Source organism: Arthrobacter sp. efr-133-R2A-63, assembly GCF_030209795.1.
Lineage (GTDB): Bacteria > Actinomycetota > Actinomycetes > Actinomycetales > Micrococcaceae > Arthrobacter > Arthrobacter bambusae_A.
Map to the genome: position 1 here is coordinate 13,382 of NZ_JARVRG010000025.1, position 22,511 is coordinate 35,892.

Sequence of the window (22,511 nt, forward strand, 5' to 3'; positions counted from 1 at the left end):
TCCGTGGGAGGTAGTTGAAGAAGGTCAGCCGATGGCAACTATTGTTGACAGGCTGATGGCTGAGAGCACAACGAGGATCTTCCTGCCTGTGGAAAACCCGCGCCAATGCCGGTAGAAGATCGCCAAGGCAACGAGGGCCGTTGAAGGGAAATAGGCCCAGAATCCGGGGACATCACGCGGTTGGATGACGCCGAACAGCACGCTGAACAGATTCACGGGGATCGTGGCGAAAATGGCGATCACAAAGAAGGCACCGATATTGACGCGGCCCGCGAGTACCGACTTTCCGGGGATTACGCGTTTGTCCAGGAACGCGGCAAGGGAGAAATACAAAGCGATGATTACGGCGTAGAGCAGGAAGAACATGACGGTGCCGACCGTCATGGAGAGGCTTAGCAAGCGATCGTCGCCGATTTCCGAGGGCACGTCCGCCGGAACGTTCGCGTTGAGGTACTTTCTGGTCAGGGGAAGCCTCAGGGCCACCAAGACCATCAGCAGAATGTAGCTCGCGATCCATAGACCCCGGGACGTGGAGACCCATCCCCTTGCTGATGACGGCTCGGGCCGCAACTTTCCGACCCTCGCGACGCTGATGACGGTTTCGGACTCTCGGCCGTCTTCCGTGCTGGTCATGAAATCCTCCTCAGGACTTGAGCTGAATCACGATGGCCTCAATGGCGGCACCGAGGATGATGAGGGCCAAGGCAAGGAGCAAAGTGCCGAGGGACCGGGCCATGTCGTCGATGAACGAGCTCAGGGTTGGGGGCTCGTTCTTCATCAGCAGCCGGCGGGCCAGGCCCGCGGCGGGCTGGAATCCAGCGGTCGCCGCCATCACCAGGCCGAAGAATTCGAACGGGACGTACCATATGACGTCGGCAACCAGGCCGGCACTGCCGACGGAATGCACCCCGAGGGACACTGTCGCTCCGATATACAGCGCCAGGATTCCGGCCCCGAGAAGCGTAGTCAGCCCGAGGGTCGCGACCCCCGAATACAGCACCAAGGCCGCGCCGACGTTCCGCCCAAGGATCTGGAGGAAGTCCTTGCCGTAGAAGGGGCTTCCGCCCATGTCCCTGGCGTCCCGGATCCAGGACAGGTCCACTGCTGAGTAGCCGAAGAAGGCTATGGCAGCCATGGCCAGGCCCGTGCTTGGGAGCAACCATCCAGGGATGCCCCCAAGCACGCGTGCTGTCTTAGCAAGCATCGATTTAGGCGACCGCTTGCGCCCGACCGATGCGGAAAAGGATGGTTCGAGCCGTTGCGATCAAGGCACCCGTGATTCCTGCCCCGAATATTGTGCCGATGACAACGAGTGCCCAGCCTCCGACCTCGATGGCGTGCATGATCTGGGACGCCGCCGCGGCAGAAATGCCAAGGGACCCCGCGATCCACGAAACAGCCAAGCTCGCGCCGAAGATGCCAACCACAGCCAGAGCCGCCGCGGCCGCAGCCTGAAGGCCGGTCCTTTTCGTCATTGTTGATTCCACTACAACCCCATTTCTCGAGTAGAACGGCCAACGGTTTCGCTGGCCCTGAAGAGTGGTGCCCCTCCAAAAAGGAGGGCCATCCACGGTTCAGATTCTCTCGGTGAAATTGGCGTCTACGTGTAAAAAACGGAAAAATCCGTGTGCCAAAGGCCGTTTCTCAGTGTGAACAAGCCCGATCTCCGTGTGCGGGAGGGCTCGTCTACGTGTTCGCGGGGCTAAAACACTGAGAGCCGTTCGCGGCCCTCTCGCCTGCCCCGACCGACCGCGGCAGCCAACCCCGGCGAAGAAGGCTCAGCGTCGCGTCGAGGGTGCCTTGGCCGGCGAACCGACAATGAAGGGCCGTGTGTTGAGCGGTTCGACGGGAAGGACAGCAGGCTTGATTTCAGCAATCGGCACCGAAGGCTCAACGCTGGAGCCGGTTCCGAGCCCGCGAACCGTCCAGCCTTGCGCCTGCCATGCTCGAGCATCCAGGACGTTCCGCGCGTCCAGTACCATCCGGCGTCGTACAAGCGAGCCGACGACGGCGGGTGAGAGGGCGCGGTATTCGTCCCATTCGGTGAGCAGCAGCACCAACTCGGCGCCTTCGAGCGCGCGGGTCGTGGACGCTTCGAAGCGGAGCTGCGGGTAGCGCATCCACGCGTTGTTGATGGCCTTGGGATCGGTCACGGTAACGTGGGCGCCGGCCGCGGCCAGTTGGAGTGCGACGTCGAGGGATGGGGAGTCGCGGATGTCGTCGGTGTCCGGCTTGAAGGCCGCGCCCAACACGGTGACGGTCCGGCCGGACAGGAAGCCCTTGCACATCTCGCGGGCGACCTCCACGGCGCGGGCGCGCTGGCCGAGGTTGATGGAGTCGACCACACCCATCCACTCATCGAGGGAAGGCACGGACAGCGCTTGTGCCTGTGCGCGGAACGAGCGGATGTCCTTCGGCAAGCAGCCGCCACCGAATCCCAGGCCGGCGTGCAGGTACCGGTTGCCGATGCGTGGATCCAGCCCCATCGCCTCACTGAGCTCCGTGACGTCGGCCCCTGAGGCGTCGCACAGTTCGGCGATGGCGTTGATGAAGCTGAGCTTCGTGGCGAGGTATGCGTTGGAGGCGGACTTGATGAGCTCGGCCGTCGCGAAGTTGCAGACCAACCGCGGTATTCCGGCTGAAATCAGCGGTTCGTAGACGGCGTCGAGCGCAGCCGTGACCGGGGCGCCGGCGGCGGAGTCCTTGCCGCCCGGCACGCCGTACACCAAACGGTCCGGTACCAAGGAATCCTTGACCGCCGTGCCTTGGCGCAGGAACTCGGGATTCCAGCCGAGCAGGACATCCGGCCTGCGGGCGAGGATGCCGCGGAGCATGTCCACTGTTCCCACGGGAACGGTGGATTTGCCGACGACGGCGGCGCCCCTCGCCAGATGCGGGAGGAGGCTCTTCGTGGCGGCGATCACGTACGAGAGGTCCGCGGTATCCGACGTCTTGGACTGCGGGGTGCCCACGCAGAGGAAGTGCGTCTGGGCGTCGGCGGCATCGGCGAAGTCGGTGGAGAACGTGAGGCGTTGGGTGGCGAAGCCGTCCCGGAGAAGTTCGTCGAGGCCGGGTTCGTGGAAGGGCGCGAAGCCCTTGTTCAGGTGGGCGACCTTCTGGGCGTCGACGTCGATGCCCACCACGGTGTGGCCCATCGATGCGAGCGTGGCGGCGTGCACCGCGCCGAGGTAGCCGCAGCCTACAACGGAGATTTTCATGCTGGGAGTCCTTTGCTGGAAGTCACGGAAATGGTGGCAGGCTCGGCCGCGTGCAGCTCGGCCGCGTGCAGCCCGGCCGGCTGAACCGGGCTTGGCGCGGCGGCAGGCTCCACGAGCGCTTCGCCGGCGATCACTGCCTCGTAATGCTGGACAAGTTGCGCGCTCAGCACCGGCCAGGTTCGTCCTTGGACCGAAGCGAGTGCCGCCGTTCCGAACGCGCGGCGCTTGGCGTCGTCGCCCACCAGGTCCTGGACGTAGGCCCGCAACTGCGCGAGGTCTCCCGGCTCGTAAAGCCAGCCGGTGCGCGAGTTTTCCACGAGGTCAAGGGGACCGCCGCGGCCGGTGGCCACGACGGGAACGCCGGAGGCCATGGCCTCCTGGATCGTCTGGCAGAAGGTTTCGAACTCGCCAGGATGAACGAAGAGGTCAAGGCCGGCCACTACTTGGGCCAACTCCTCGCCGCCCAGGAACCCGGTGAAGAAAGCGTTTGGCAGTGCTGTTTCGAGGGCGGCGCGTTGCGGACCGTCGCCCACAATCACAAGCCGGGTTCCCGGCAGATCCGCGAGAACGGCAAGGTCCTCCACCTGCTTCTCCACCGCGAGCCTGCCGACATAGCCGATGATGCGCTCGCCGTGGGGCGCTACGGAGGCGCGCCACGCCGTCGAGCGCTTGGTGGGGGAGAACCGCGCGGTATCCACACCGCGCCGCCACATGCCCACCCTTAAGATCCCGCGGCCGCGCAACTGGTTGAGCGCGAACGTGGACGGGACCAACGTCCGGTCCGCTCGAAGATGGATGTTGTCCACCCGGTTCCATGCCCAGTTCTCCAGCATGGGGAGGCCATACCGGGCGGCGTAGCTCGGCACCTCGGTTTGATAAATCGCAACCGTGGGGATGCCGAGCTGGTGCGCGGCCTGCACGGCCCGCCATCCGAGCACGAAAGGTGAGGCGAGGTGGACAACGTCCGGCGCGTAGTCGGCAAGGATTCTCTTGACCCGGCTCACACCCCCCAACGCCACCCGCACATTTGTGTATCCGGCCAAGGGCACGGAGGGGAGGCGGTGGACGAAAGCGCCGTTCACGACGTCCGAGACGGCAGTGTCCGACGTCGACGGCGCAATCACCATCACTTCGTCGCCTCGCTCTTGGAGATGCTCGAGCACCCGCAGGATGGAGTGCGTGACCCCGTTCATGAGCGGCAGGAATGATTCGGCAACGATAGCGATCCTCACCCCTCCACGGTGTGCGCGGAGGTTGGCGACGCGGAGGAATGGGCGTGACGGTAGGGGGAAGGTTTGGTTAACAAATTGACGTTGATTTCCCGAGTGGAGGATCCGCGCGGCCGGAAATTTCGCCGATCTGGGTAACTCCCGGGCTGGAAGACGGGTAGAAGTTACTCTTATTCCCCCGTATCGGCACGCCTTACGGTGACACCGTAGTGAACCTCGTGGCCATGACTGGGGCTTGTCCCGGGCACCGGGGTATTTCGGCAGGAGGGCGCTGACTGGGCGGCGCGCCCTCATGCGCTGAACAGCGCAGGGTGTTTTCGCCCCGCGCCGCCCGTATGTCCGGCCAGGCCGTTGTCTAGAATCGAGCCAGACCCTATGAAAATCCTCCATCGTACTAACCAGGTTGACCAGAACCGGACGTTCAAGAGGACGATCCCCGGTAGATGGTTTACCTGGTTATCCACCGTTGTAGTTGTACTCGCTTTCACCGGCGTCACCGCCGGCATCACCGCACCTGCAGCCCAAGCTGCCAACCCCACCATCGTCACCCTGACTTTTGATGATGCAAATGCCGATCAGCTCACCGCCGCGCAGACCATGCAGAGCCTGGGCTTGGTGGGTACTTTCTTCACGCCGTCGGGATTCATCAACAACCCCAATTACCTGACAACAAGCGACATGCAGGGCCTTGTGGCGAACGGCAATGAGATTGCCGGCCACACAGTCACACACCCGGACCTGACCACCGTGACGTCGGATGAGGCAACCCGCCAGATCTGCAACGACAGGGTGAACCTCAGCAACCTTGGATTCACGATCACTGACTTCGCCTATCCCTTCGCTGCCGAGAACGCATCGATCGAAACCATTGTGAAGAATTGCGGGTTGAACAGCGCCCGCGGTCTTGGCGACATCAAGACGCGGTTCAGTTGCGCCGGTTGCCCGCTCGCGGAGAGCATCCCGCCGGTGAACGCATACGACACCGCTGCTCCCGACGAGGTTGACAACACCTGGACCCTGGCCGACCTGCAAAAGTCCGTCACCCAGGCGGAGCCGGCAGGCGGGTGGGTCCAGCTCACCTTCCACCACATTTCAGCGACCAGCACCGATCCGCTGAACGTCACCCCGACCCTGTTCAACCAGTTCGCCACGTGGCTTAAGTCCCGCCCTGCAACCACCATGGTCAAGACGGTGGCGCAAGTGATCGGCGGAACCGTCAAGCCGCTCGTCTCGGGACCGCCTGCTCCGCCTGAGGGCACCGGAAACCTCATCAAGAACCCAAGCCTTGAAACCCTCGTAGGCGGCGTACCGCAGTGCTGGGCAGCCGGAGGCTATGGAACGAACACTCCAACGTTCTCCACCGTCAAGCCGGGACACACGGGAAAGGTCGCCGAACAACTCGTGGTGACCAACTATGTCGACGGCGACGCGAAGCTGCTACCCACCCTCGACCTGGGAGGTTGCTCACCAACGGCCACACCGGGGAACTCCTATTCGATAGGTGCCTGGTATAAATCGACCACGAATACCCAGTTCGAGCTCTACTATCGGACCGGCCTCGGCACGTGGAAGTACTGGACATCGAGTCCTTGGTTCTCGGCGGCTACGAGCTATCAGAAGGCCACGTGGACAACGCCTCCGCTGCCCACCGGGGCCAGCGGCATCAGCTTCGGGCTGAATCTGTTCAGCAACGGCACCCTGACCACGGATGACTACGAGATGTTCGACGTCGGGACGCCGCCACCGCCTCCGCCGCCACCACCGGCCGGCGGCAACCTGGTACAAAACCCCAGCCTTGAAACGGCCGGGTCGGGTTCGTTCCCGCAGTGCTGGCAGGCCGGCGGATACGGCACCAACACCGCCACATTCAGCACGGTAGCTACCGCGCACACCGGTACTAAGGCGGAGAAACTCACCATCACGGGATACTCGAGCGGTGACGCGAAACTGTTGCCCACCATGGACACCAGCACCTGCCCACCCGCGGCCGTCGCTGGCCACACCTACTCGGTGCGGGTCTGGTACACCTCCACAGCCGTCACACAGTTCGCTTTGTATTACCGTGACGCCTCCAACAACTGGGTGTATTGGACTTCCGGACCGTGGCTGGCTGCCGCCAGCACGTACACCCAGGCAAGCTTCACGACGCCGGCGCTCCCCGCCGGGGCCACTGCCATCAGTTTCGGGTTGAGCTTGTTCAGCAACGGATCGGTCACCACCGACGACTACGCGATGTACGACTCCGTGGGAGCTCCGCCGTTGGGCTGAGCAACAGAGATTCACTGAGACAACTGAGGGCGGCTGCTTAGCCGCCCTCAGTTGTTCTATCTGGCGGCCGGGCCGGCCGCGTTATCGCGCCGTCTTCAGAACATCCGGCAGCTCGTCAACGAATACCGTCCCGGGGGGCTCGTAATAGATGACAAGCACCTCGTCACCCACGTTGAAGACACTGTTTTTGTCGAAGGGGTGCGCGTGGAAGGCGCTCGTGCCGCCGTGGAACGGCAGCATCACTTCTCCCACGGTGCCCGGCCCGATTCGACCCGTGACCCTGCCGATTTTGCCGGTCAGGCTCCGATCAACCTCTTTGTGCATCGGTGTCCCTATGCATCAGGGGTTTTGGTGGGCCGCTTGGGCGCTTCCTTGCCGTTCTTGAGGGCAGCTGTGATCGACGGAAGGTAGTTGCCCACCTGGGAGAGGATCCCGCCCACCATACTGTTGAGGCCCTCGCCACCGTTGAGGACCGTCATCTGCCCCACGTGGGCAAACGGTTCGGCCGCGGCAGCCACGATGGCGGGCATGTTCTCCGCAAGCTGCTGGGAAATAACTGCCTCTTGGTTGGTTCCGAGCGCCTCGGCACGGGCTTTGATGCCGTCCGCTTCCGCCAAGGACTTGGCCTTGATGGCCGAGGCTGCGGCGTCGCCCCGGGCCCGGGTGGCGGCAGCTTCGGCTTCACCGGTGATCTTGGTGGCTCCCGCAATGGCGGCCGCGGCCGTGGCATTGGCTTGAGCTTCGACTTCCACCCTGCGGGCGTTCGCCTGGGCCTCGAGTTCCGTGCGCCGTGCCCGCGCCTCGGACGCGCTGATGTCGGCAGCCTTTTGCGCTTCCGCCTCGGTCCGCTGGGCATACGCCTTGGCATCGGCAGGCTTCCTGATGGACGTCTGAAGCTTCTGCTCTTCGCGGTCGGCCTCCAGCTTGGCGACTTCGGTTTCCTGGACCACCACTTGCTGGCGCGCGGTGGCATCAGCCAACGGGCCTGCCTGCGCGGCGTTGGCCCGGGCCGTTTCGGCATTGGCCTGGGCCGCTGATTGCTTGATCGCCGAGATGCTTTGGGCGTCCGCGATCTGGGCAGCTGCCTCGGCTTCCCTCTCCGCGGCCTCGCGGTTCCGGGTGGCTTCGGCAATGCGCGCCTCCATTTTGACCTGCGCAATGTGCGGTTTGGCCAGGTTTTGGATGTAACCCGTCGGGTCCTGGAGATCCTTTATTTGGAGGGAATCAACCACCAAGCCAAGCTTTTCCATTTCTATGCCGCTGGCGCTGCGGACCAAGGATGCAAGTTTGTCGCGCTCGCGGATGATTTCTTCCATGGTCATGCTGCCGATGATCGAGCGCAAATGCCCCTCAAAAACGTTGTAGACCTGGCTTTGCATTTTGGGCTGCTGGCCGAGAAACCTCCTCGCCGCATTCGCGATGAAAGGTGCGGCGTCCCCGATTTTGTAAATAACCACGCCCTCCACGATCACCTGGATACCTTGCGAGGTCACGCAGTTCACCTGGAGTTCTGTTTCATTCAGCGTCAGGGACAAAGTCCTCACTGTTTGGAGCCCGGGAACCACCAAGGCGCCTTTCCCGGTGACGATTTTGAAATCCATTCCGTCCCTGGTGTCCAAGCTTCCCCGAGTCAGGCCGGAAATGATGAGTGCCTCGTTTGGTTCAGCCACCTTCCACATCAATTTAATGAGAAGCCTAATGACGGCAACGGCGACAACTACCCCCACGACGGTGACAAGAACGGGGAGATAAGCAACGAGGTCGAACATGACTGTCCTTTCAACGGCAAGCACCCAAGTGGCTCGTGTAGTCAGTCTGCTTCGGTCTGCTCCAGGAGTCCAGCAATTTGCTTAGCTACAATTGACATAACGGATGCTCCTAGGCGTGCGTTCCCGCCAGCGCATCAGTCCTCGCCGTGCCTTCCGTAGGGACCGCCGGAACGCCGTCGCCTTCTTGGCCGTAGAGCCAATCGCTGTACTGGAAGTCGCCGTCCTTGCGGCTCTTGAACAGCAGGTTCCGCAAGACGCGCGCGACGCCGGACACATGCCAGGACTCTCCCCAGACGCGCGCGGTGCGCTGGACGCGGGCCGTGCGTGCCGCGCGGGCTGAGTTGAAATCGCTGATGGCGCGATCCCACGCACCGGTGTCCACGCCGTCGTCGGTGAACACGGAACCGACGGTGGAGTCTTGGAGGACCGCGGCGTCTTCAAGGGCTTGGCACGCGCCTTGGGCCAAGTACTGGAGCATGGGATGCGCGGCATCGCCCATCAGAACCAGGCGGCCGTCGATCCAGTTCTCGATCGGATCCCGATCGTACATGGGCCAGCGGATGCCGGTCGCCAGGTTCTGCAGCGCTCGCTGTACTGCCGGGATGCAGTCCTTATAAGCCGCCTCGAGTTCGTCGAGGCCTCCGTATTGCTCCTCGCCGCGCTCGAACGAGGGCGACTTGAAGACGGCCACAGTGTTGAGCAGTTCGCCTTTGCGCAGCGGGTATTGCACGAGGTGGCAGTCCGGTCCAAGGTAGACGACGACGTCTTCAAGATCCGTCGCCGGGGTCTCAGCGGTGATGGGGACGGTTCCGCGATAGGCGACGTACGACGACGACACCGGCCCGTCCTGCGCGACGGAGGGGCGGAGCGTGGACTTGAGGCCGTCGGCGCCGATCACGACGTCGGCCTCGTAAACGTCGCCAGTCGACGTGTGAGCCATCCCGCGGCCGTTCACGGTCTCGACTTTCTCGACGACGACGTCGTTCACCAAGCGGACACCGGCGTCCTGGCAGGCTTCCAACAGGATCCGGTGCAGGTCGCTGCGGTGGATCACCACGTACGGGGCGCCGTAACGCTCTTCGAACTCGCCTCCGAGGGTCTGCCGGGTGAGTTCCTCACCGCTCAGGGCGTCGCGGAACACCAAGTGTTTGGGCCGGACGCCGATCTCGAGCGCCTTCTCGAGAAGGCCCCAGCGCTTCAGGACGCGGGAGGCGTTGGGTGCCATCTGCAGTCCCGCGCCGACCTCGCCGAATTCGGGGGCCCGCTCAACCAAGGTGACCTCGGCGCCGTTCGCGCGGAGGGCAAGGGCGCCGGCGAGGCCGGCCATCCCTCCGCCGACGACGAGGACTTCAGTGGACGGGTTGCGATTAGACATTGCTGACTCCTACGGAGGTGGTGTTTTTGGATTGGGTTTTGGCGGTTTTGATCTTCGCGGTTTTGAGTTTCGTGCCGATGATGCCGAGCAGGATGGCCGCGACGGCGGCGGCCCCGGCAAATGCCAGGAAGTTCGAGTTGACGCCGAGCCCGGCCGCGAGCAGCAGTCCGCCTACTTGGGGCGCGGCGACCGCGCCGATGCGGCCGACGCCGAGGGCCCAGCCGAGCGCTGTGCCGCGCAAATGCGCAGGGTAATGGCTGGCCACCGCCGCGATGATCAGGCACTGGGTTCCGTGGGTGCCCACCCCGGCCAGCACCAACATAAGGTAGACAAGCCCCACGGGCGGACCCGCCACGAGCACGGCCAGCGCGACGGCGGCGACGGCGGCTGCCGCGATCGCCGTCGGGATGGGACCGAAGCGCGTTCCTGCCCAAGCGGTGGCCACCGAGCCGACGACGGCACCGAGGTTGAGTGCCAGGGCGAACGTCAGGGCTGATCCGAGGTTGTAGCCGGCCAGTTGCATCAGGTTCGGCAGCCACGTGCCCAGGCCGTACCAAGCAAAGAGCGTCACGAGGGTGGAGATCGCGAACAGGAGACTCATACCGAGGTACGGGGCGCGGAGGAGGGACTTGAAGCCGCCTGTTTGATTCGCGTTCTTGGCGGCAGGGCGAGCCTCCAGGAGCGTCTCCGGGAGGAAGCGGATGCCGAGCGGAACCACCACGAGCAGGGCAACGGCGGCCACGAGGAACATGACCGGCCAGCCGAAGGCGGGAATCAGCGGAATGCCGGCCACCGCGGCGATCGAGCCGCCGATCGGCACTCCGGACATCATCAGTGTGGCGATCGTGGACCGCCACTTGGCGGGAACCAGTTCCGCGACCAAGGCATTTGCAGAGGGAACAAGTCCGCCCAGGCCAATGCCGGCCAGCAAGCGCAGGCCGCCGAAGACGAAGGCGTTCGGGGAGAACGCGCACAGGATGGTGAAGAGCGAAAACAGTGCGGCGCAGGCGATGATGGTTCGTCGCCGCCCCCAGCTGTCCGACATCCTGCCGGCGAAGATGGCTCCGATCATCATGCCGAGGAACGCCATCGAACCGACCGTGCCGGCCGTGGCTTTGGTGAGCCCCCAGCCTGTGTCGGTGATGAGGGAGGACTGCACGGTTCCGTAAACGATGAGGTCGTAGCCATCGAATACCACGAGCAGCCAGCAGACCAGCGCGGCAGCGGCGGAACGCTTGCTGAACCGGGCTGATGCTCCGGGAGAGTGGTGAACGCCGTCTTGGGTCCGCTCCGGCGCTGCAGCGGATGGGGTGTGATTCATCCCACCACTGTGTGGCCGTTGCTTGTGTGGCCCAATAGAATTCTGTCGTGCAGAATCTTCCAGCCCGCAAGAAACCGGCCTATTCCATTGAAGCCGTGGACAACGCCCTGCACCTCCTTCAGCTCCTGCGCGACGGCGGCAGCCTACGCCTCAAGGACGCCGCGGCGGAGCTGGGTGTTGCACCTTCTACAGCCCACCGGCTGTTGGCGATGTTGGTCTACCGGGGGTTCGCGGTCCAGGACGAGAACCGCCGTTATGTGCCCGGGCCGGCCATGGGAGTGGGTCCGGCGGGACTGAGTTGGAGCCGATTGCTGCGCACCGTGGCGCAACCGCACATGGAACTCCTGAGCGGCCGGATCAACGAGACCGTCAACCTCATGGTCCGCGTGGGTACCAAGGTGCGGTTCCTGGCGACGGTGGAGGGGACGAACGCCCTGCGGGTGGGCGACCGGCAGGGGACCGTGCTGCCCGCGAACAAGGCCTCGGGAGGCAAGGCGCTGTTGGCGGAGCTGGAGCCCGCCATGATTGAGCAGTTGTTCCGCAGCCATAATGCGGAGATCGGCGGGGACAACATTCCCGACGCCGAATATCCGGCTTTCCTGCGCGAGCTTGAGACGATCCGGAGCAACGGATTCGCCGCGAATTTCGAAGGCACGGAGGAAGGGATCAGCGCCCTGGGTGTGGCCCTGCACAACGGGCGCGGCGTTGCAGTTGGTGCCCTCAGCGTCGCGACTCCCGTGGCGCGGTTCCGCAGGCTCTTCGATGCTGGTCTTGTTGGCATCATGCGGGAAACCCGGCGCCAATTGGAGATCGACATCGCCGCCAATCCCGCCGAGTCCCAGCCATAACCCACCCAACTAGCTCGCAATAGGTGTCGTTTTGAGGGCCCATAACGACAACAAATGCGAGTCAGTTGGGTCAGTCCGTGAGCAAGTTGGGACAGGTAATTCTGGCTAGCAGAATATGCTGGAGATCACTTGGGGGCCTCCCTAGGGTCAGGAGTACGCCAAAACTGTCCCGCACCCATCGAGGAGGCCCCTGTGTCCATCAGCGCCGATAGCACAACACATGAATCGGTCGCGGCCGCGCATGCGGTTCCTGAGCCGACTCCCGAAGAAGCTGCCCAGCTGGAGCAGCTGTATAAGGATTTCGAGGCCGGGAACCTGATTCCGCTCTGGACCGAGATCGCGGACCTGATGCCGATGGTGCCGTCCCCGAAAGCCGTGCCGCACGTGTGGCGCTGGAACGATCTGTACCCCTTGGCCGCCCGCGCCGGGGACTTGGTTCCCGTGGGCCGTGGCGGGGAACGCCGGGCCATCGCGTTGGCGAACCCGGGCCTGGCCGGCACCCCGTATGCGACGCCGACCCTGTGGGCTGCGATCCAGTATCTGGGTGCGCACGAGACTGCCCCGGAGCACCGCCATTCGCAGAACGCCTTCCGCTTCGTCGTCGAGGGCGAAGGCGTGTGGACCGTGGTGAACGGGGATCCGGTGGCGATGCGCCGGGGTGACTTCCTGCTCACGCCGGGCTGGAACTTCCATGGCCACCACAACGACACTGATCAGCCGATGGCCTGGATCGACGGGCTCGACATCCCGTTCGTGCATTACGCCGACGCCGGGTTCTTCGAGTTCGGCACCGAGCGCGTCACGGACGAGGCCACCCCGGACATCTCCCGTTCCGAGCGGCTCTGGGCCCACCCGGGCCTGCGCCCGCTCTCCGGGCTGGATGACACCACCAACTCACCCATCGCGGCATACCGTTGGGAACACACTGATGCGGCCCTCCGCGAGCAATTGCTCCTTGAAGACGAAGGCCACCCCGCCACCGTCTCCCAGGGCCATGCCGCCGTGCGCTACACCAACCCGACCACGGGCGGGGACGTGATGCCCACCATCCGGGCCGAGTTCCACCGCTTGCGCGCCGGGGCCTCCACCGAGTCGCTGCGCGAGGTCGGCTCGAGCGTCTGGCAAGTCTTCGAAGGAACCGGCACCGTGGTGCTGAACGGGGAATCGAAGGTCCTGGAGAAGGGCGACCTCTTTGTTGTGCCGTCCTGGCAGGAATGGTCCCTGCAGGCCGAAACGTCGTTTGATCTGTTCCGCTTCAGCGATGCCCCCATTTTCGAACGACTGAACTTCAACCGCACGTACATCGAAGGACGCAACAAATGAGACTCCTCACCCTCCGCACTTCCGCCGGAACGACGACGGCGGTCCGCCAGGACGGGGGCACCCTGACCGAGATCGATGGCTTCTCCGACGTGGGCGCCCTCCTGCAGGATCCCGCTTGGACGGCCATCGCGGAGGCGGCCAACGGCGCAACGCACGCGTACGACGGCGCCGACCTCGCCGCCGTCGTGCCCTCACCGGGGAAAATCATCTGCGTCGGGCACAACTACCGCAACCACATCAAAGAGATGGGCCGGGAAATCCCCGAGTACCCCACGTTGTTCGCGAAGTACCAGGAATCGCTGATTGGTCCCAACGACGATCTGGCGCTGCCGCAGGAGTCGGACACCGTTGACTGGGAGGCCGAGCTCGCCGTCGTGATCGGCAAGAAAGGCCGGCGCATCAGCGAGGCGGACGCGGCCGACCACATCGCCGGGTACTCGGTGCTGAACGACATCAGCATGCGCGACTACCAGTTCCGTACCGTCCAGTGGCTGCAGGGCAAGACCTGGGAGAAGTCGACGCCCTTCGGGCCTGCCCTGGTCACCAAGGACGAGTTCACAGCCGGGCCGCTGATGACTTCCGCGGTGGACGGGGAGATCCAGCAGCAGACCCCCACCGGGGACCTCGTGTTCACGCCCGAATTCCTGGTGTCCTACATCTCCACCATCATCACGCTGAACCCTGGCGACGTCATCGCGACCGGAACGCCCGGCGGTGTGGGCCACGCCCAGGACCCCAAGCGCTACCTCCAGGAAGGCCAGCTCCTGGTCACCACCATCGAGGGCCTGGGCCAGCTGAACAACCGCGTGGTCAAGGAAGCCTGATGGTCGCCCGCCAAGACCTCACCACCGATCCGGGCCTGCAGGAACAACTCCTGCAGGCCCGGCGCGGGACCGCGTTCTTCGCCCGCAAGCTCAATGAACTCCCTGATGCCGAGCTCGACGGCGGTTCGCTGCTTCCCGGCTGGACGCGCCGTCACGTTGTAGCACACGTGGGCTACAACGCCCGGGCGATTGCGCGCTTGGTGGAGTGGGCCTCGACCGGCGTGGAGACTCCGATGTATCCCTCCGTTGCGGTGCGGGATGAGGAGATCAACTTCGGTGCCACGCTGTCTCCCATCGCGTTGCGTAACCTCTTTGACCACTCCGCCGTTCACCTGAGCGTGGACTGGCGCGACCTGCCCGACGACGCCTGGCACCACACAGTCCGGACCATCCAGGGCAGGGAAGTCCCGGCGTCGGAAACGGTCTGGATGCGCACCCGCGAAGTCTGGGTGCATGCCGTGGATCTCGACAACGGAGCATCGTTTGCTGATATCCCGGCGTCGGTCTTGGAACGGCTGCTGGCCGACATCACCTCGGCCTGGGCGGCCCGCGGGACCGACGCCGGGTTGTTGATCAAGGTCAGCGGCACGGACCGCACCTTCGGCGATCCGGACGCCGCCGTCGTGGTCGCCGGGCCTCTTGCCGGCGTCGTGCAATGGGCCACCGGACGCGGGACCGACGGCGTGACCGCGGGCGCCGGGCCGGCGCCGGCGGCACCCAAGTGGATCTGACGGCGTCGGGCACAAAGAAGGTTGGCACAGCCCCCGGCTTCTTCACCGCAGGAACTGCACCAACCGCTTGTATGACTATTCAGATTTGGTTGTAGATCCTACCCATTGGCGGCTCCTATAATCCCGGGCTCACTTAATCCGGGCTTTGAATAGGGCTACTTTGCGTCGTCAGCCAGGTGACGTGAAAACATCCAGCCGGCGGCGACCATCAGGATGCCCAAGACCATGAACGTCCAGTTGTCGAGCGTGTTCAGCGACAGGAAATTGGCCGCCGAATCAACCCCGACGCTCAGTCCATACACACTGAGCACGATGTACAAGGCACCGAAGCTCATCAGGGTATTGCGTGCGCTATGGCCGCCCGAGCGGGACATCGCCCAGCTGGTTCCACCGATGAGCAACTGCACAATGTTGAGCAGCAACGACACTTGGAACACGCCCAAGAGCATTGCGCGCGAATCCGGCCCGAAGAACTGCAATTCCCCGTACCGCATGGTGATGCCCGGAATGAATCCGAGAAGGCCCACCAGCGCCATCAGAATACCTACACCCATGCCGATGTTCTGGATGTCCGTCCGTCCGAAGTGAACACCGTGTGCATGGGGGGTTGCGGTAGTCATTACGCCCTCCATCCACCTATTGCGAACAATCCAATTTTACGTCTGCCATATGCAAAAAGCGCTCGGATCGGCCCCGACGGCCCGCCGCCCCCGACGGCGCCGCCCCGGCCCGCCGCCCCCGACGCTCGCTCACTAATGTGCGGTTTTTCCTGGACGCTCGCTCACATGTACGACGGCGGCCCGGCGGAGGTGAGCGGGCGTTGGCCCGGAGGGCCCCATAGGTGAGCGGGCGTTGGAGGATTGGCGGGGCGTCCGGGCGCCTGCCGGGTGAGCGGGGCGCGCCGTGGCACGATAGAACACGATGAAACTGCGCGCTGATCAGACCGGTAACCATGGCTTGCCCATGCCCTTGTGGCTGCAGGGTGCCCTTGAGTCGGCCCAGGCCGCCATTATCTCCGCGCTCGTGGTGGTCTTGCCGCTGATCGGCGTCTGGGCAACTGACGGATTCCAGAACCACACCATCGATTTCCTGGCACGCTTGGCTGGCCAAACGTGGCTGCTTGTCCACGGCGTGCCGCTTCAGCTGGCCACCGTCAACATGGGAACCGCGAGCCTACCGGGTTCCGGCATGCTGTCCCTTATCCCGCTCGGACTGACTCTGGTCCCGTTCCTGCTGGCGTGGCGCGCCGGCCGCAGGCTGGCCAGGGCCTCCTACACGGACCAACTGTGGCAGGCATTCTTCGGAGCCTTGCTTGTCTATGGGGCGTTCGGCGCGGCCACCGGATTCGTGTGCCGCACGCAGGACATCGTCATCAACATCTGGTTCGCTGCCTTGCTTCCGCTTATCCCGTTCGGCCTGGGCATGGTGGTGGGCGCCCGCCGCGAGTCCGGCTCCTGGAGCAGGCTCATTGGCGTCGACGCCGTCGATTGGCTCGCACGCACTAGCCAACATTCACGTTGGGCCGGGTCCTACTTTGGTTCCGCCATCAAGGCCGGATTCGTCGCGATCATGGCCGCCATGACACTCGCGGCGATGTTGCTCGCAGTCGACCTTGTCATGCACTGGACGGACATCATCGCCGTCTACGAAGGCCTGAAAGCCGGTGCCCTCGGCGGAGGCGTCCTGACCATCGCCCAGCTCGGCTACCTGCCCAATCTTGCGGTTTTCGCTTTGGCTTGGTCCTCCGGGGCCGGGTTCTCCCTCGGTGTTGGATCGCACGTCGGGCCGCTTGGCACCGCCGTCGGGCCCTTGCCCGCCATTCCCGTCTTCGGCGCGCTGCCCACTGGGCAACTCGACTTCGGTGCCGCGGCCCTTGCTGTTCCGGTAATCGCGGGTCTGCTGGCCGGCTGGTGGTTCCTGCGTGCGGGGGAGAACCACTTCGACGAATGGCTCTCCATCAAGATCAAGGCGCGCTGGTTCACGGCTCCTGTTTCCACGCTGTTCCTCGGCGCGCTCGTCGGGGCTGTGGCCGGGGCTTTGGCGGGGGGCCTCGCCTGGCTGGCGCGCGGCTCCGCAGGGATCGGGCGCCTCACCGAGATCGGACCGGACCCGCGGTGGACGGCAGTCTGGATCGCCGCGGAGGTGGGGATCGGCGTCGTGATCGGTTATTGGGTGGGGCCCTGGCTCGAGAGGCGGCAGAAGCTCCGCGAAGCGGATCTCGATGATGCCGTGTACGACGGCGACCGCCGCTAAGGCACCCGCCTCACCTCGGCTTGTGCCCGGCTAGCGCAATCCGGAGGGAATGGAGTTCTGGAAATCGAGCTGGCACGAGGTCTGGGCGTGGAGAGTCAGCGCGCCTCGTGCGCAGTCCTCCAGGGTGCGGATCTGCTGGAAGAAGACGACGGCGGTGAGCACCAGCAGGCACATGATGGCCGTGACAACCAGCCCGGAAATGGTGCCGAACAAGACGATGCGCGGTTGCTTGAACCTGATGGTGCGCACAAGGACCACCACTCCGAGCACTCCCGCGACGACGGTGAGGATGCCACTGAGCCAGACGTAGCTGATGTTCAGGATGTAGACGAAGATGGCGCCGAGCACCGTCAGCAGGAAAGTCCTGAACAGCGTCCGGGTAACGGCAAGCGCTGATTTGGCAGCCTCGCTCTGTGGCTGGTGCTGCGGGGTGGGTCCAACGCCGGAATTCATGTTTTCCAGCCTACGCGAGCCAGCCATAAGCTAGTGCAATGCGCATTGTTGTCCTCGTCTCCGGCACCGGTTCCAACCTCCAAGCAGTTATCGACGCCGTGAAGGCGGGCGAGCTGGACGTTGAGATCGCAGCCGTGGGAGCTGACCGGCCCGGTACTTACGGCGTGGAACGTTCCGCCGAAGCCGGACTGGACACCTTCGTGGTGGACTTCAAGGGCTACGCGGACCGGGCGGATTGGAACGCCGCGCTGACCAAGGCCGTTGCCTCGTACGATCCGGACGTGGTGGTTTCCTCCGGGTTCATGCGGATTGTGAGTCCGGAATTCATCGATGCCTTCGGCGGCAAGTACCTCAATACGCACCCCGCACTGCTTCCGGCCTTCCCAGGTGCCCACGGTGTCCGCGATGCCATGGCTTATGGCGTGAAGGTGACTGGCTGCACCGTGCACTGGGCCGACGCTGGCGTGGACACCGGCCCGATCATCGCCCAGGAAGCCGTCGACATCGCCCCGGACGACACCGAAGATACCTTGCACGAGCGCATCAAGGTTGTGGAGCGGCGGCTCCTGGTCCGGACCCTCGCAGAGCTCGCGGCGGGAAAGCACGCCTGAGTCGTCCGTTTGGCCCAACTAACTCGCAGTAGGTGTCGTTTTGAGGCTCGAAAACGACACCTAATGCGAGCTAGTTGGGTGGGCGGGCAGGGGGGAATCAGTCGAGCTCGAGCTGCCACCGGAATGCATCCGCCCAGTCCGAAACCGGCCACGAAGCGGAAGACGCAGAACCAGACGATGTCCGGGGCGAGGACGCCCAGCACCGTGAAGATGGAGAGCACCAGAAGGGTCGCGGTGAAGGCCCGCTTCCGGCCGATCGTGTCCGCGATGGTGCCCCAGGCGAAGGCACCCAAAGCCATGCCGATCAGGCTGGCGGTGCCGATCCATCCGGCGTGGGCGGGTTGTCGGGACCAACGCTTGGAAAGCAGCGGAACAAGGATGCCGTTGAGGGTGACGTCCCAAGCATCGAACATGTTGCCGAGGCCGCCGATCAGGAAGATCCTGCCCTGGACCTTCCACCTCCACGGCAGCTCCTGGACAACTTGTTCGCCGCTCGGGACGGTCGTATAAGTATTCATTTCCCCTTCTGGGGAAACTCTATCCGTGCTTCTGGATCGCCTTCCGCAGGAAGCCGCCGGCCTCATCCAAAGCGCTCTTCGCCTGCGCCGGATCGATCCCCGTGAGCACCACCAGGATGGCCGCCTTGACCGATCCACCCACCGAATCCAGCGCGCGAATCGCCGTCTCAGCGTCCACGCCGGTGGCGTGTTGGATGGTTCGTTGGGACCTGGCGAGGAGTTTGTTGTTGGTGGCACGCAGATCGACCATGAGGTTTCCGTAGGTCTTCCCGAGCTTGACCATGGCGAGCGTGCTGATCATGTTGAGGACGAGCTTCTGGGCGGTCCCCGCCTTAAGCCGCGTGGAACCGGCAACGAACTCGGGACCGACGACAACGTCGATCGCCACGTCCGCGAGTTTGCTGATCGGTGAGTCGTGGTTGCAGGCGAGCGATGCCGTGAAGGCGCCGCGGCTGCGGGCCTCCTCGAGGGCGCCGATCACGTACGGCGTGCGTCCCGAAGCTGATATTCCGACGACGGCGTCCGCCTCGGTCACGCTGATGTCGTGCAGGTCCCGGGCCCCGGCCGTGGCGTTGTCCTCGGCGTACTCCACCGGTTTCTGGATGGCCTGGGTGCCGCCAGCGATGATCCCGACGACGAGGCCCGGGGGAGTGCCGAAGGTGGGCGGGCATTCGCTCGCGTCCAATACCCCGAGCCGTCCGGCCGTTCCGGCGCCGACGTAGAGCAGCCGGCCTCCGCGGGCGAGGCGTTCCGCAACGGCGTCGACCACTGCGGCGATCTGCCCGCTGGCTTGCTCGGCGGCGGCCGGGACGCCGCGGTTTTGCTCGTTCATGGCGGCGACGAGCTCGGCCGTGCCCATGGTGTCCAATTCACTGAGCGCGGGCGATGCCGCTTCGGTTTGGAGGCCCGCGAGCTCGGAACGGAGTTCCTCGAGCGGGTCCGGGGAGCCGGGAGGAGCTGTTGCGTCAGGCTGTTCCGTCACGGTGAATGTACCTTTCCTGGAGGAGCCCGCGGCGGTTCGCTGCGAGGGCGGCCCCGTCCATGCCATCGCCGAGTGCCGCAACCACCTCAATCCCAGCCGAAGCGAGGGCGTTGTGCAAGAGCCGGGCGAAGAACTCCGATTTCACGACGCCGCCAACGAGTGCCACCTGCTTGGTGTCGCCGGAGGCAAGGGTCACGGTGTTCGTGAGGAGTCGGCAGGCTTCATCCACAATGCCGCGTGCGACGGCGTCTCCCGCCTCCGCTTCGTCCAGCACCGCGGGGGAGAAACGCGCCATCGTCCGGGCCGGGTTGCCGGATTCGGCGAGCCATGCCGGAAGCTGCGCGGGCGAGCCGATCAGCCCGGCAGCTGCACCGAGCAACGACGTGGCAGGGCCGCCGTCGTGCGCTTGAAGTGCGGCCTGGAGACCCTGCTGGCCGATCCACCGGCCGCTTCCGCGATCACCCAACAGCGGTCCCCAACCGTCGGCGCGGTGGAGGGTCCCGGCGTCGTCGAAGCGGAAGGCAACCGCACCCGTGCCCACAATCAGCACCGTTCCCGGTGCGCCGTCCAAGGCGCCGAGTTGCGCCGCGGTGGCATCCGAGAGAACCGCGGCCGGGACCTTGAAGCTCTCGGAAAGGAGGACGGCGAGTTCGTGGGAGTTCTCCGCCGAAGCCTCAACCCCGGCAACGGCCGCGCCGATTCCACACAAGGAACCTTCAGGGAATGCTGCCGGAAGCCCTCGCGGCAGCATGCCTGCAGTGTCCGCGAGCAGTTGGAAGGCGAGCCGGGCGCCGTTGTCCATGCCCAGGCCGGGGAAGCCGTGCTGGTCCGCCGAGCCCAACACCTCGTCGCCCTGCCTAAGCTCGATCCTGCATCGGCTCTTGCCGACGTCGGCCACCAAAATCACATCCGCGGATTCCATGGCCCAACCATATGTTGCGGGCGCCGCCACGTCTCGAACGACGAAGAGGAGCCACAACACGATAAACTCGTCCGTATCCCCAGCAACCGCGGAATCCCGCGATATAAGACGGAGACTTTTGTGAGCTTGACGCAGCTTGACCGTGTTCCCATCCGCCGTGCACTGATCTCGGTTTACGACAAGACGGGACTGGAGGAACTCGCGAAGGGCCTGCATGCAGCAGGAGTCGCCATCGTCTCCACCGGTTCCACCGCGAAGAAGATCGCCGCAGCCGGTATTCCGGTCAAGGAAGTCGAAGAAGTCACCGGTTCCCCGGAGATGCTCGACGGCCGGGTCAAGACCCTGCACCCCCGCGTGCACGGCGGCATCCTGGCCGACCGCCGTGTTCCCGCGCACATGGAAACGCTGGCCAAGATGGAGATCGAGCCCTTCGACCTCGTCGTGGTCAACCTCTACCCCTTCGTGGAGACCGTCCGCTCCGGCGCCGCGCAAGACGACGTCGTCGAGCAGATCGACATCGGAGGCCCCGCCATGGTGCGTTCGGCCGCCAAGAACCATGCCGCCGTCGCGATCGTTGTGGACCCGAACTTCTACGGCGCCGTGGTGGAAGCTGCAGCCGCTGGTGGCTTCGACTTGAAGACGCGCCGCCGCCTGGCCGCGAAGGCCTTCGCCCACACCGCGACGTACGACACCGCCGTCGCCACCTGGACTGCCAGCCAGTTCCTCGACGAAGACGGCGACGGCATCATCGATTGGCCCGCGTACGCCGGCCTCGCCCTGGAACGCTCCGAGGTGCTGCGCTACGGCGAAAACCCGCACCAGCAGGCTGCCCTCTACGTGGACAAGGCCGCGCCCGCCGGCATCGCCCAGGCTGACCAGCTGCACGGCAAGGCCATGAGCTACAACAACTTCGTCGACGCCGACGCGGCCCTCCGTGCTGCGTTCGACTTCTCCGAGCCGGCCGTCGCCATCATCAAGCACGCCAACCCGTGCGGCGTGGCCGTTGGTTCCGTCGATGCGGCCGACCCCATCGCCGACGCCCACGCCAAGGCCCACGCTTGCGATCCGGTGTCCGCTTTCGGCGGCGTCATCGCGGCAAACAGCATTGTCACGGCGGGCATGGCGCAGACCGTGGCCGGGATCTTCACGGAGGTTGTCATCGCCCCGGGCTTCGAGCCGGAAGCCGTTGAAATCCTGTCCAAGAAGAAGAACATCCGCCTGCTGGCCCTGCCGGACGGTTACGGCCGCTACCCGACGGAGATCCGCCAGGTCTCGGGCGGCGTCCTCGTCCAGCAAGCCGACAAGGTGGATGCCGACGGCGACAACCCCGCCAACTGGACCCTCGCCGCCGGCCAAGCCGCCGACGACGCCACGCTGGCCGACCTCGCGTTCGCTTGGACCGCTTGCCGCGCCGCCAAGTCCAACGCGATCCTCCTCGCCAACAACGGAGCCGCAGTGGGCATCGGCATGGGCCAGGTCAACCGCCTGGACTCGTGCAAACTGGCCGTTGAGCGCGCCAACACCCTGGGTGTCCAGGTAGAGTCCGACGTCGATGGTGCCGGCGGTGCCTCCAACGTCGGGACGAGCAGCGCTCCCGAGCGTGCCCGCGGCGCCGTGGCCGCTTCCGACGCGTTCTTCCCGTTCGCCGATGGCCTGCAGATCCTGATCGACGCCGGTGTCCGCGCCGTCGTCCAGCCTGGTGGCTCAGTGCGCGACGAGGAAGTGATTGCCGCAGCCAACGCCGCCGGCATCACGATGTACTTCACCGGGGCAAGGCACTTCTTCCACTAGGTCCATTCCCTGGGTCCGGGTGCTCCACCTGATCCGCCCTCTCCGCTCGTTCCACTCGTTCCACCAAAAAATGGA

21 protein-coding genes and 1 pseudogene are annotated in these 22,511 nt (G+C 64.8%); 8 read left to right on the forward strand and 14 right to left on the reverse strand.

The window, feature by feature from the left end; genetic code table 11:
• Nucleotides 1-24: 24 nt before the first annotated feature.
• The 5 genes from QRN45_RS13940 to QRN45_RS13960 all read right to left on the reverse strand — a co-directional run bounded on the left by QRN45_RS13940 (nucleotide 25) and on the right by QRN45_RS13960 (nucleotide 4,450).
• Complete coding sequence (locus QRN45_RS13940; protein ID WP_284763733.1) at nucleotides 25-633, reverse strand: hypothetical protein; 609 nt, start codon at nucleotides 631-633, stop codon at nucleotides 25-27.
• A gap of 10 nt (nucleotides 634-643) precedes the next feature.
• The gene (locus QRN45_RS13945) at nucleotides 644-1,204 is read right to left on the reverse strand and encodes a hypothetical protein (protein WP_241710451.1); all 561 of its coding nucleotides are present in this window, start codon (nucleotides 1,202-1,204) and stop codon (nucleotides 644-646) included.
• 4 nt (nucleotides 1,205-1,208) lie between these two features.
• A complete protein-coding gene (locus QRN45_RS13950) occupies nucleotides 1,209-1,475 on the reverse strand; it encodes an uberolysin/carnocyclin family circular bacteriocin (RefSeq protein WP_078106048.1) in 267 nt (88 codons plus the stop codon).
• Nucleotides 1,476-1,778: 303 nt separating this feature from the next.
• A complete protein-coding gene (locus QRN45_RS13955; RefSeq protein WP_241710452.1) occupies nucleotides 1,779-3,218 on the reverse strand; it encodes a UDP-glucose dehydrogenase family protein in 1,440 nt (479 codons plus the stop codon).
• A complete protein-coding gene (locus QRN45_RS13960; protein ID WP_284763734.1) occupies nucleotides 3,215-4,450 on the reverse strand; it encodes a glycosyltransferase family 4 protein in 1,236 nt (411 codons plus the stop codon). The genes QRN45_RS13955 and QRN45_RS13960 overlap by 4 nt, the downstream gene beginning before the upstream one ends.
• Before the next feature lie 372 nt (nucleotides 4,451-4,822).
• Here QRN45_RS13960 and QRN45_RS13965 point away from each other — a divergent pair, with 372 nt between their 5' ends.
• The gene (locus QRN45_RS13965) at nucleotides 4,823-6,715 is read left to right on the forward strand and encodes a polysaccharide deacetylase family protein (protein ID WP_284763735.1); all 1,893 of its coding nucleotides are present in this window, start codon (nucleotides 4,823-4,825) and stop codon (nucleotides 6,713-6,715) included.
• Nucleotides 6,716-6,796: 81 nt separating this feature from the next.
• Here QRN45_RS13965 and QRN45_RS13970 read toward each other — a convergent pair whose 3' ends face one another.
• From QRN45_RS13970 to QRN45_RS13985, 4 genes are all read right to left on the reverse strand, one after another.
• Complete coding sequence (locus QRN45_RS13970) at nucleotides 6,797-7,039, reverse strand: NfeD C-terminal domain-containing protein (protein WP_078106044.1); 243 nt, start codon at nucleotides 7,037-7,039, stop codon at nucleotides 6,797-6,799.
• An 8-nt stretch (nucleotides 7,040-7,047) separates the two neighbouring features.
• Nucleotides 7,048-8,484 carry a flotillin family protein gene (locus QRN45_RS13975; RefSeq protein WP_241710455.1) on the reverse strand — a complete coding sequence of 479 codons (1,437 nt, stop codon included), beginning with the start codon at nucleotides 8,482-8,484 and terminating at the stop codon, nucleotides 7,048-7,050.
• Between the two features lie 109 nt (nucleotides 8,485-8,593).
• Nucleotides 8,594-9,859 carry an FAD-dependent oxidoreductase gene (locus QRN45_RS13980; protein WP_241710456.1) on the reverse strand — a complete coding sequence of 422 codons (1,266 nt, stop codon included), beginning with the start codon at nucleotides 9,857-9,859 and terminating at the stop codon, nucleotides 8,594-8,596.
• On the reverse strand, nucleotides 9,852-11,180 hold the full coding sequence (locus QRN45_RS13985) for an MFS transporter (RefSeq protein WP_241710457.1): 1,329 nt from the start codon (nucleotides 11,178-11,180) through the stop codon (nucleotides 9,852-9,854). The genes QRN45_RS13980 and QRN45_RS13985 overlap by 8 nt, the downstream gene beginning before the upstream one ends.
• A gap of 47 nt (nucleotides 11,181-11,227) precedes the next feature.
• Between QRN45_RS13985 and QRN45_RS13990 the strand changes: the two genes are divergently transcribed.
• From QRN45_RS13990 to QRN45_RS14005, 4 genes are all read left to right on the forward strand, one after another.
• Nucleotides 11,228-12,028: an IclR family transcriptional regulator gene (locus QRN45_RS13990; RefSeq protein WP_078106040.1), complete on the forward strand. Its 801-nt coding sequence runs from the start codon at nucleotides 11,228-11,230 to the stop codon at nucleotides 12,026-12,028.
• A 192-nt stretch (nucleotides 12,029-12,220) separates the two neighbouring features.
• The gene (locus tag QRN45_RS13995) at nucleotides 12,221-13,351 is read left to right on the forward strand and encodes a cupin domain-containing protein (RefSeq protein WP_284763736.1); all 1,131 of its coding nucleotides are present in this window, start codon (nucleotides 12,221-12,223) and stop codon (nucleotides 13,349-13,351) included.
• Nucleotides 13,348-14,175, forward strand: coding sequence for a fumarylacetoacetate hydrolase family protein (locus tag QRN45_RS14000; protein ID WP_284763738.1), 828 nt, complete (start codon nucleotides 13,348-13,350; stop codon nucleotides 14,173-14,175). Before QRN45_RS13995 ends, QRN45_RS14000 begins: the two co-directional genes overlap by 4 nt.
• Nucleotides 14,175-14,906, forward strand: coding sequence for a maleylpyruvate isomerase family mycothiol-dependent enzyme (locus QRN45_RS14005; protein ID WP_284763740.1), 732 nt, complete (start codon nucleotides 14,175-14,177; stop codon nucleotides 14,904-14,906). The genes QRN45_RS14000 and QRN45_RS14005 overlap by 1 nt, the downstream gene beginning before the upstream one ends.
• 155 nt (nucleotides 14,907-15,061) lie before the next feature.
• Here the strand turns inward: QRN45_RS14005 and QRN45_RS14010 are convergent, their stop codons facing one another.
• A complete protein-coding gene (locus tag QRN45_RS14010) occupies nucleotides 15,062-15,526 on the reverse strand; it encodes a DUF4383 domain-containing protein (RefSeq protein WP_241710930.1) in 465 nt (154 codons plus the stop codon).
• A gap of 301 nt (nucleotides 15,527-15,827) precedes the next feature.
• On the opposite strand from QRN45_RS14010, the gene QRN45_RS14015 reads away from it, so the two are divergent.
• Nucleotides 15,828-17,159, forward strand: a complete 1,332-nt coding sequence (locus tag QRN45_RS14015; protein ID WP_241710932.1) for a cell division protein PerM — start codon at nucleotides 15,828-15,830, stop codon at nucleotides 17,157-17,159.
• Between the two features lie 30 nt (nucleotides 17,160-17,189).
• On the opposite strand, the gene QRN45_RS14020 is transcribed toward QRN45_RS14015, so the two are convergent.
• Nucleotides 17,190-17,612, reverse strand: coding sequence for a hypothetical protein (locus QRN45_RS14020; RefSeq protein ID WP_284763741.1), 423 nt, complete (start codon nucleotides 17,610-17,612; stop codon nucleotides 17,190-17,192).
• Between the two features lie 38 nt (nucleotides 17,613-17,650).
• Here QRN45_RS14020 and purN point away from each other — a divergent pair, with 38 nt between their 5' ends.
• Nucleotides 17,651-18,223, forward strand: coding sequence for a phosphoribosylglycinamide formyltransferase (gene purN, locus QRN45_RS14025; RefSeq protein WP_284763742.1), 573 nt, complete (start codon nucleotides 17,651-17,653; stop codon nucleotides 18,221-18,223).
• Between the two features lie 116 nt (nucleotides 18,224-18,339).
• Here the strand turns inward: purN and QRN45_RS14030 are convergent.
• The 3 genes and pseudogenes from QRN45_RS14030 to QRN45_RS14040 form a co-directional block, all read right to left on the reverse strand.
• Nucleotides 18,340-18,741: pseudogene (locus tag QRN45_RS14030) on the reverse strand (MFS transporter); the annotation flags it as partial.
• Nucleotides 18,742-18,760: 19 nt separating this feature from the next.
• Entirely contained in the window at nucleotides 18,761-19,723 is a 963-nt protein-coding gene (gene murQ / locus QRN45_RS14035) for an N-acetylmuramic acid 6-phosphate etherase (protein ID WP_284763743.1), read from the reverse strand.
• Complete coding sequence (locus QRN45_RS14040; RefSeq protein ID WP_284763744.1) at nucleotides 19,707-20,645, reverse strand: N-acetylglucosamine kinase; 939 nt, start codon at nucleotides 20,643-20,645, stop codon at nucleotides 19,707-19,709. The genes murQ and QRN45_RS14040 overlap by 17 nt, the downstream gene beginning before the upstream one ends.
• A gap of 120 nt (nucleotides 20,646-20,765) precedes the next feature.
• Between QRN45_RS14040 and purH the strand changes: the two genes are divergently transcribed.
• On the forward strand, nucleotides 20,766-22,436 hold the full coding sequence (gene purH / locus QRN45_RS14045; protein WP_241710461.1) for a bifunctional phosphoribosylaminoimidazolecarboxamide formyltransferase/IMP cyclohydrolase: 1,671 nt from the start codon (nucleotides 20,766-20,768) through the stop codon (nucleotides 22,434-22,436).
• Nucleotides 22,437-22,511 lie beyond the last annotated feature (75 nt).

Excerpts from the sequence above, each read along its gene's own strand:
- QRN45_RS14000 (WP_284763738.1), top strand. The coding sequence starts at position 13,348 with ATGAGACTCCTCACCCTCCGCACTTCCGCCGGAACGACGACGGCGGTC.
- QRN45_RS13955 (WP_241710452.1), bottom strand. The coding sequence starts at position 3,218 with ATGAAAATCTCCGTTGTAGGCTGCGGCTACCTCGGCGCGGTGCACGCC.
- QRN45_RS13940 (WP_284763733.1), bottom strand. The coding sequence starts at position 633 with ATGACCAGCACGGAAGACGGCCGAGAGTCCGAAACCGTCATCAGCGTC.
- QRN45_RS13970 (WP_078106044.1), bottom strand. The coding sequence starts at position 7,039 with ATGCACAAAGAGGTTGATCGGAGCCTGACCGGCAAAATCGGCAGGGTC.
- QRN45_RS14040 (WP_284763744.1), bottom strand. The coding sequence starts at position 20,645 with ATGGAATCCGCGGATGTGATTTTGGTGGCCGACGTCGGCAAGAGCCGA.
- QRN45_RS14010 (WP_241710930.1), bottom strand. The coding sequence starts at position 15,526 with ATGACTACCGCAACCCCCCATGCACACGGTGTTCACTTCGGACGGACG.
- QRN45_RS13945 (WP_241710451.1), bottom strand. The coding sequence starts at position 1,204 with ATGCTTGCTAAGACAGCACGCGTGCTTGGGGGCATCCCTGGATGGTTG.
- QRN45_RS13965 (WP_284763735.1), top strand. The coding sequence starts at position 4,823 with ATGAAAATCCTCCATCGTACTAACCAGGTTGACCAGAACCGGACGTTC.
- QRN45_RS13985 (WP_241710457.1), bottom strand. The coding sequence starts at position 11,180 with ATGAATCACACCCCATCCGCTGCAGCGCCGGAGCGGACCCAAGACGGC.
- QRN45_RS13980 (WP_241710456.1), bottom strand. The coding sequence starts at position 9,859 with ATGTCTAATCGCAACCCGTCCACTGAAGTCCTCGTCGTCGGCGGAGGG.
- QRN45_RS14015 (WP_241710932.1), top strand. The coding sequence starts at position 15,828 with ATGAAACTGCGCGCTGATCAGACCGGTAACCATGGCTTGCCCATGCCC.
- QRN45_RS13975 (WP_241710455.1), bottom strand. The coding sequence starts at position 8,484 with ATGTTCGACCTCGTTGCTTATCTCCCCGTTCTTGTCACCGTCGTGGGG.
- QRN45_RS14020 (WP_284763741.1), bottom strand. The coding sequence starts at position 17,612 with ATGAATTCCGGCGTTGGACCCACCCCGCAGCACCAGCCACAGAGCGAG.
- QRN45_RS13950 (WP_078106048.1), bottom strand. The coding sequence starts at position 1,475 with ATGACGAAAAGGACCGGCCTTCAGGCTGCGGCCGCGGCGGCTCTGGCT.
- QRN45_RS14005 (WP_284763740.1), top strand. The coding sequence starts at position 14,175 with ATGGTCGCCCGCCAAGACCTCACCACCGATCCGGGCCTGCAGGAACAA.
- purN (WP_284763742.1), top strand. The coding sequence starts at position 17,651 with ATGCGCATTGTTGTCCTCGTCTCCGGCACCGGTTCCAACCTCCAAGCA.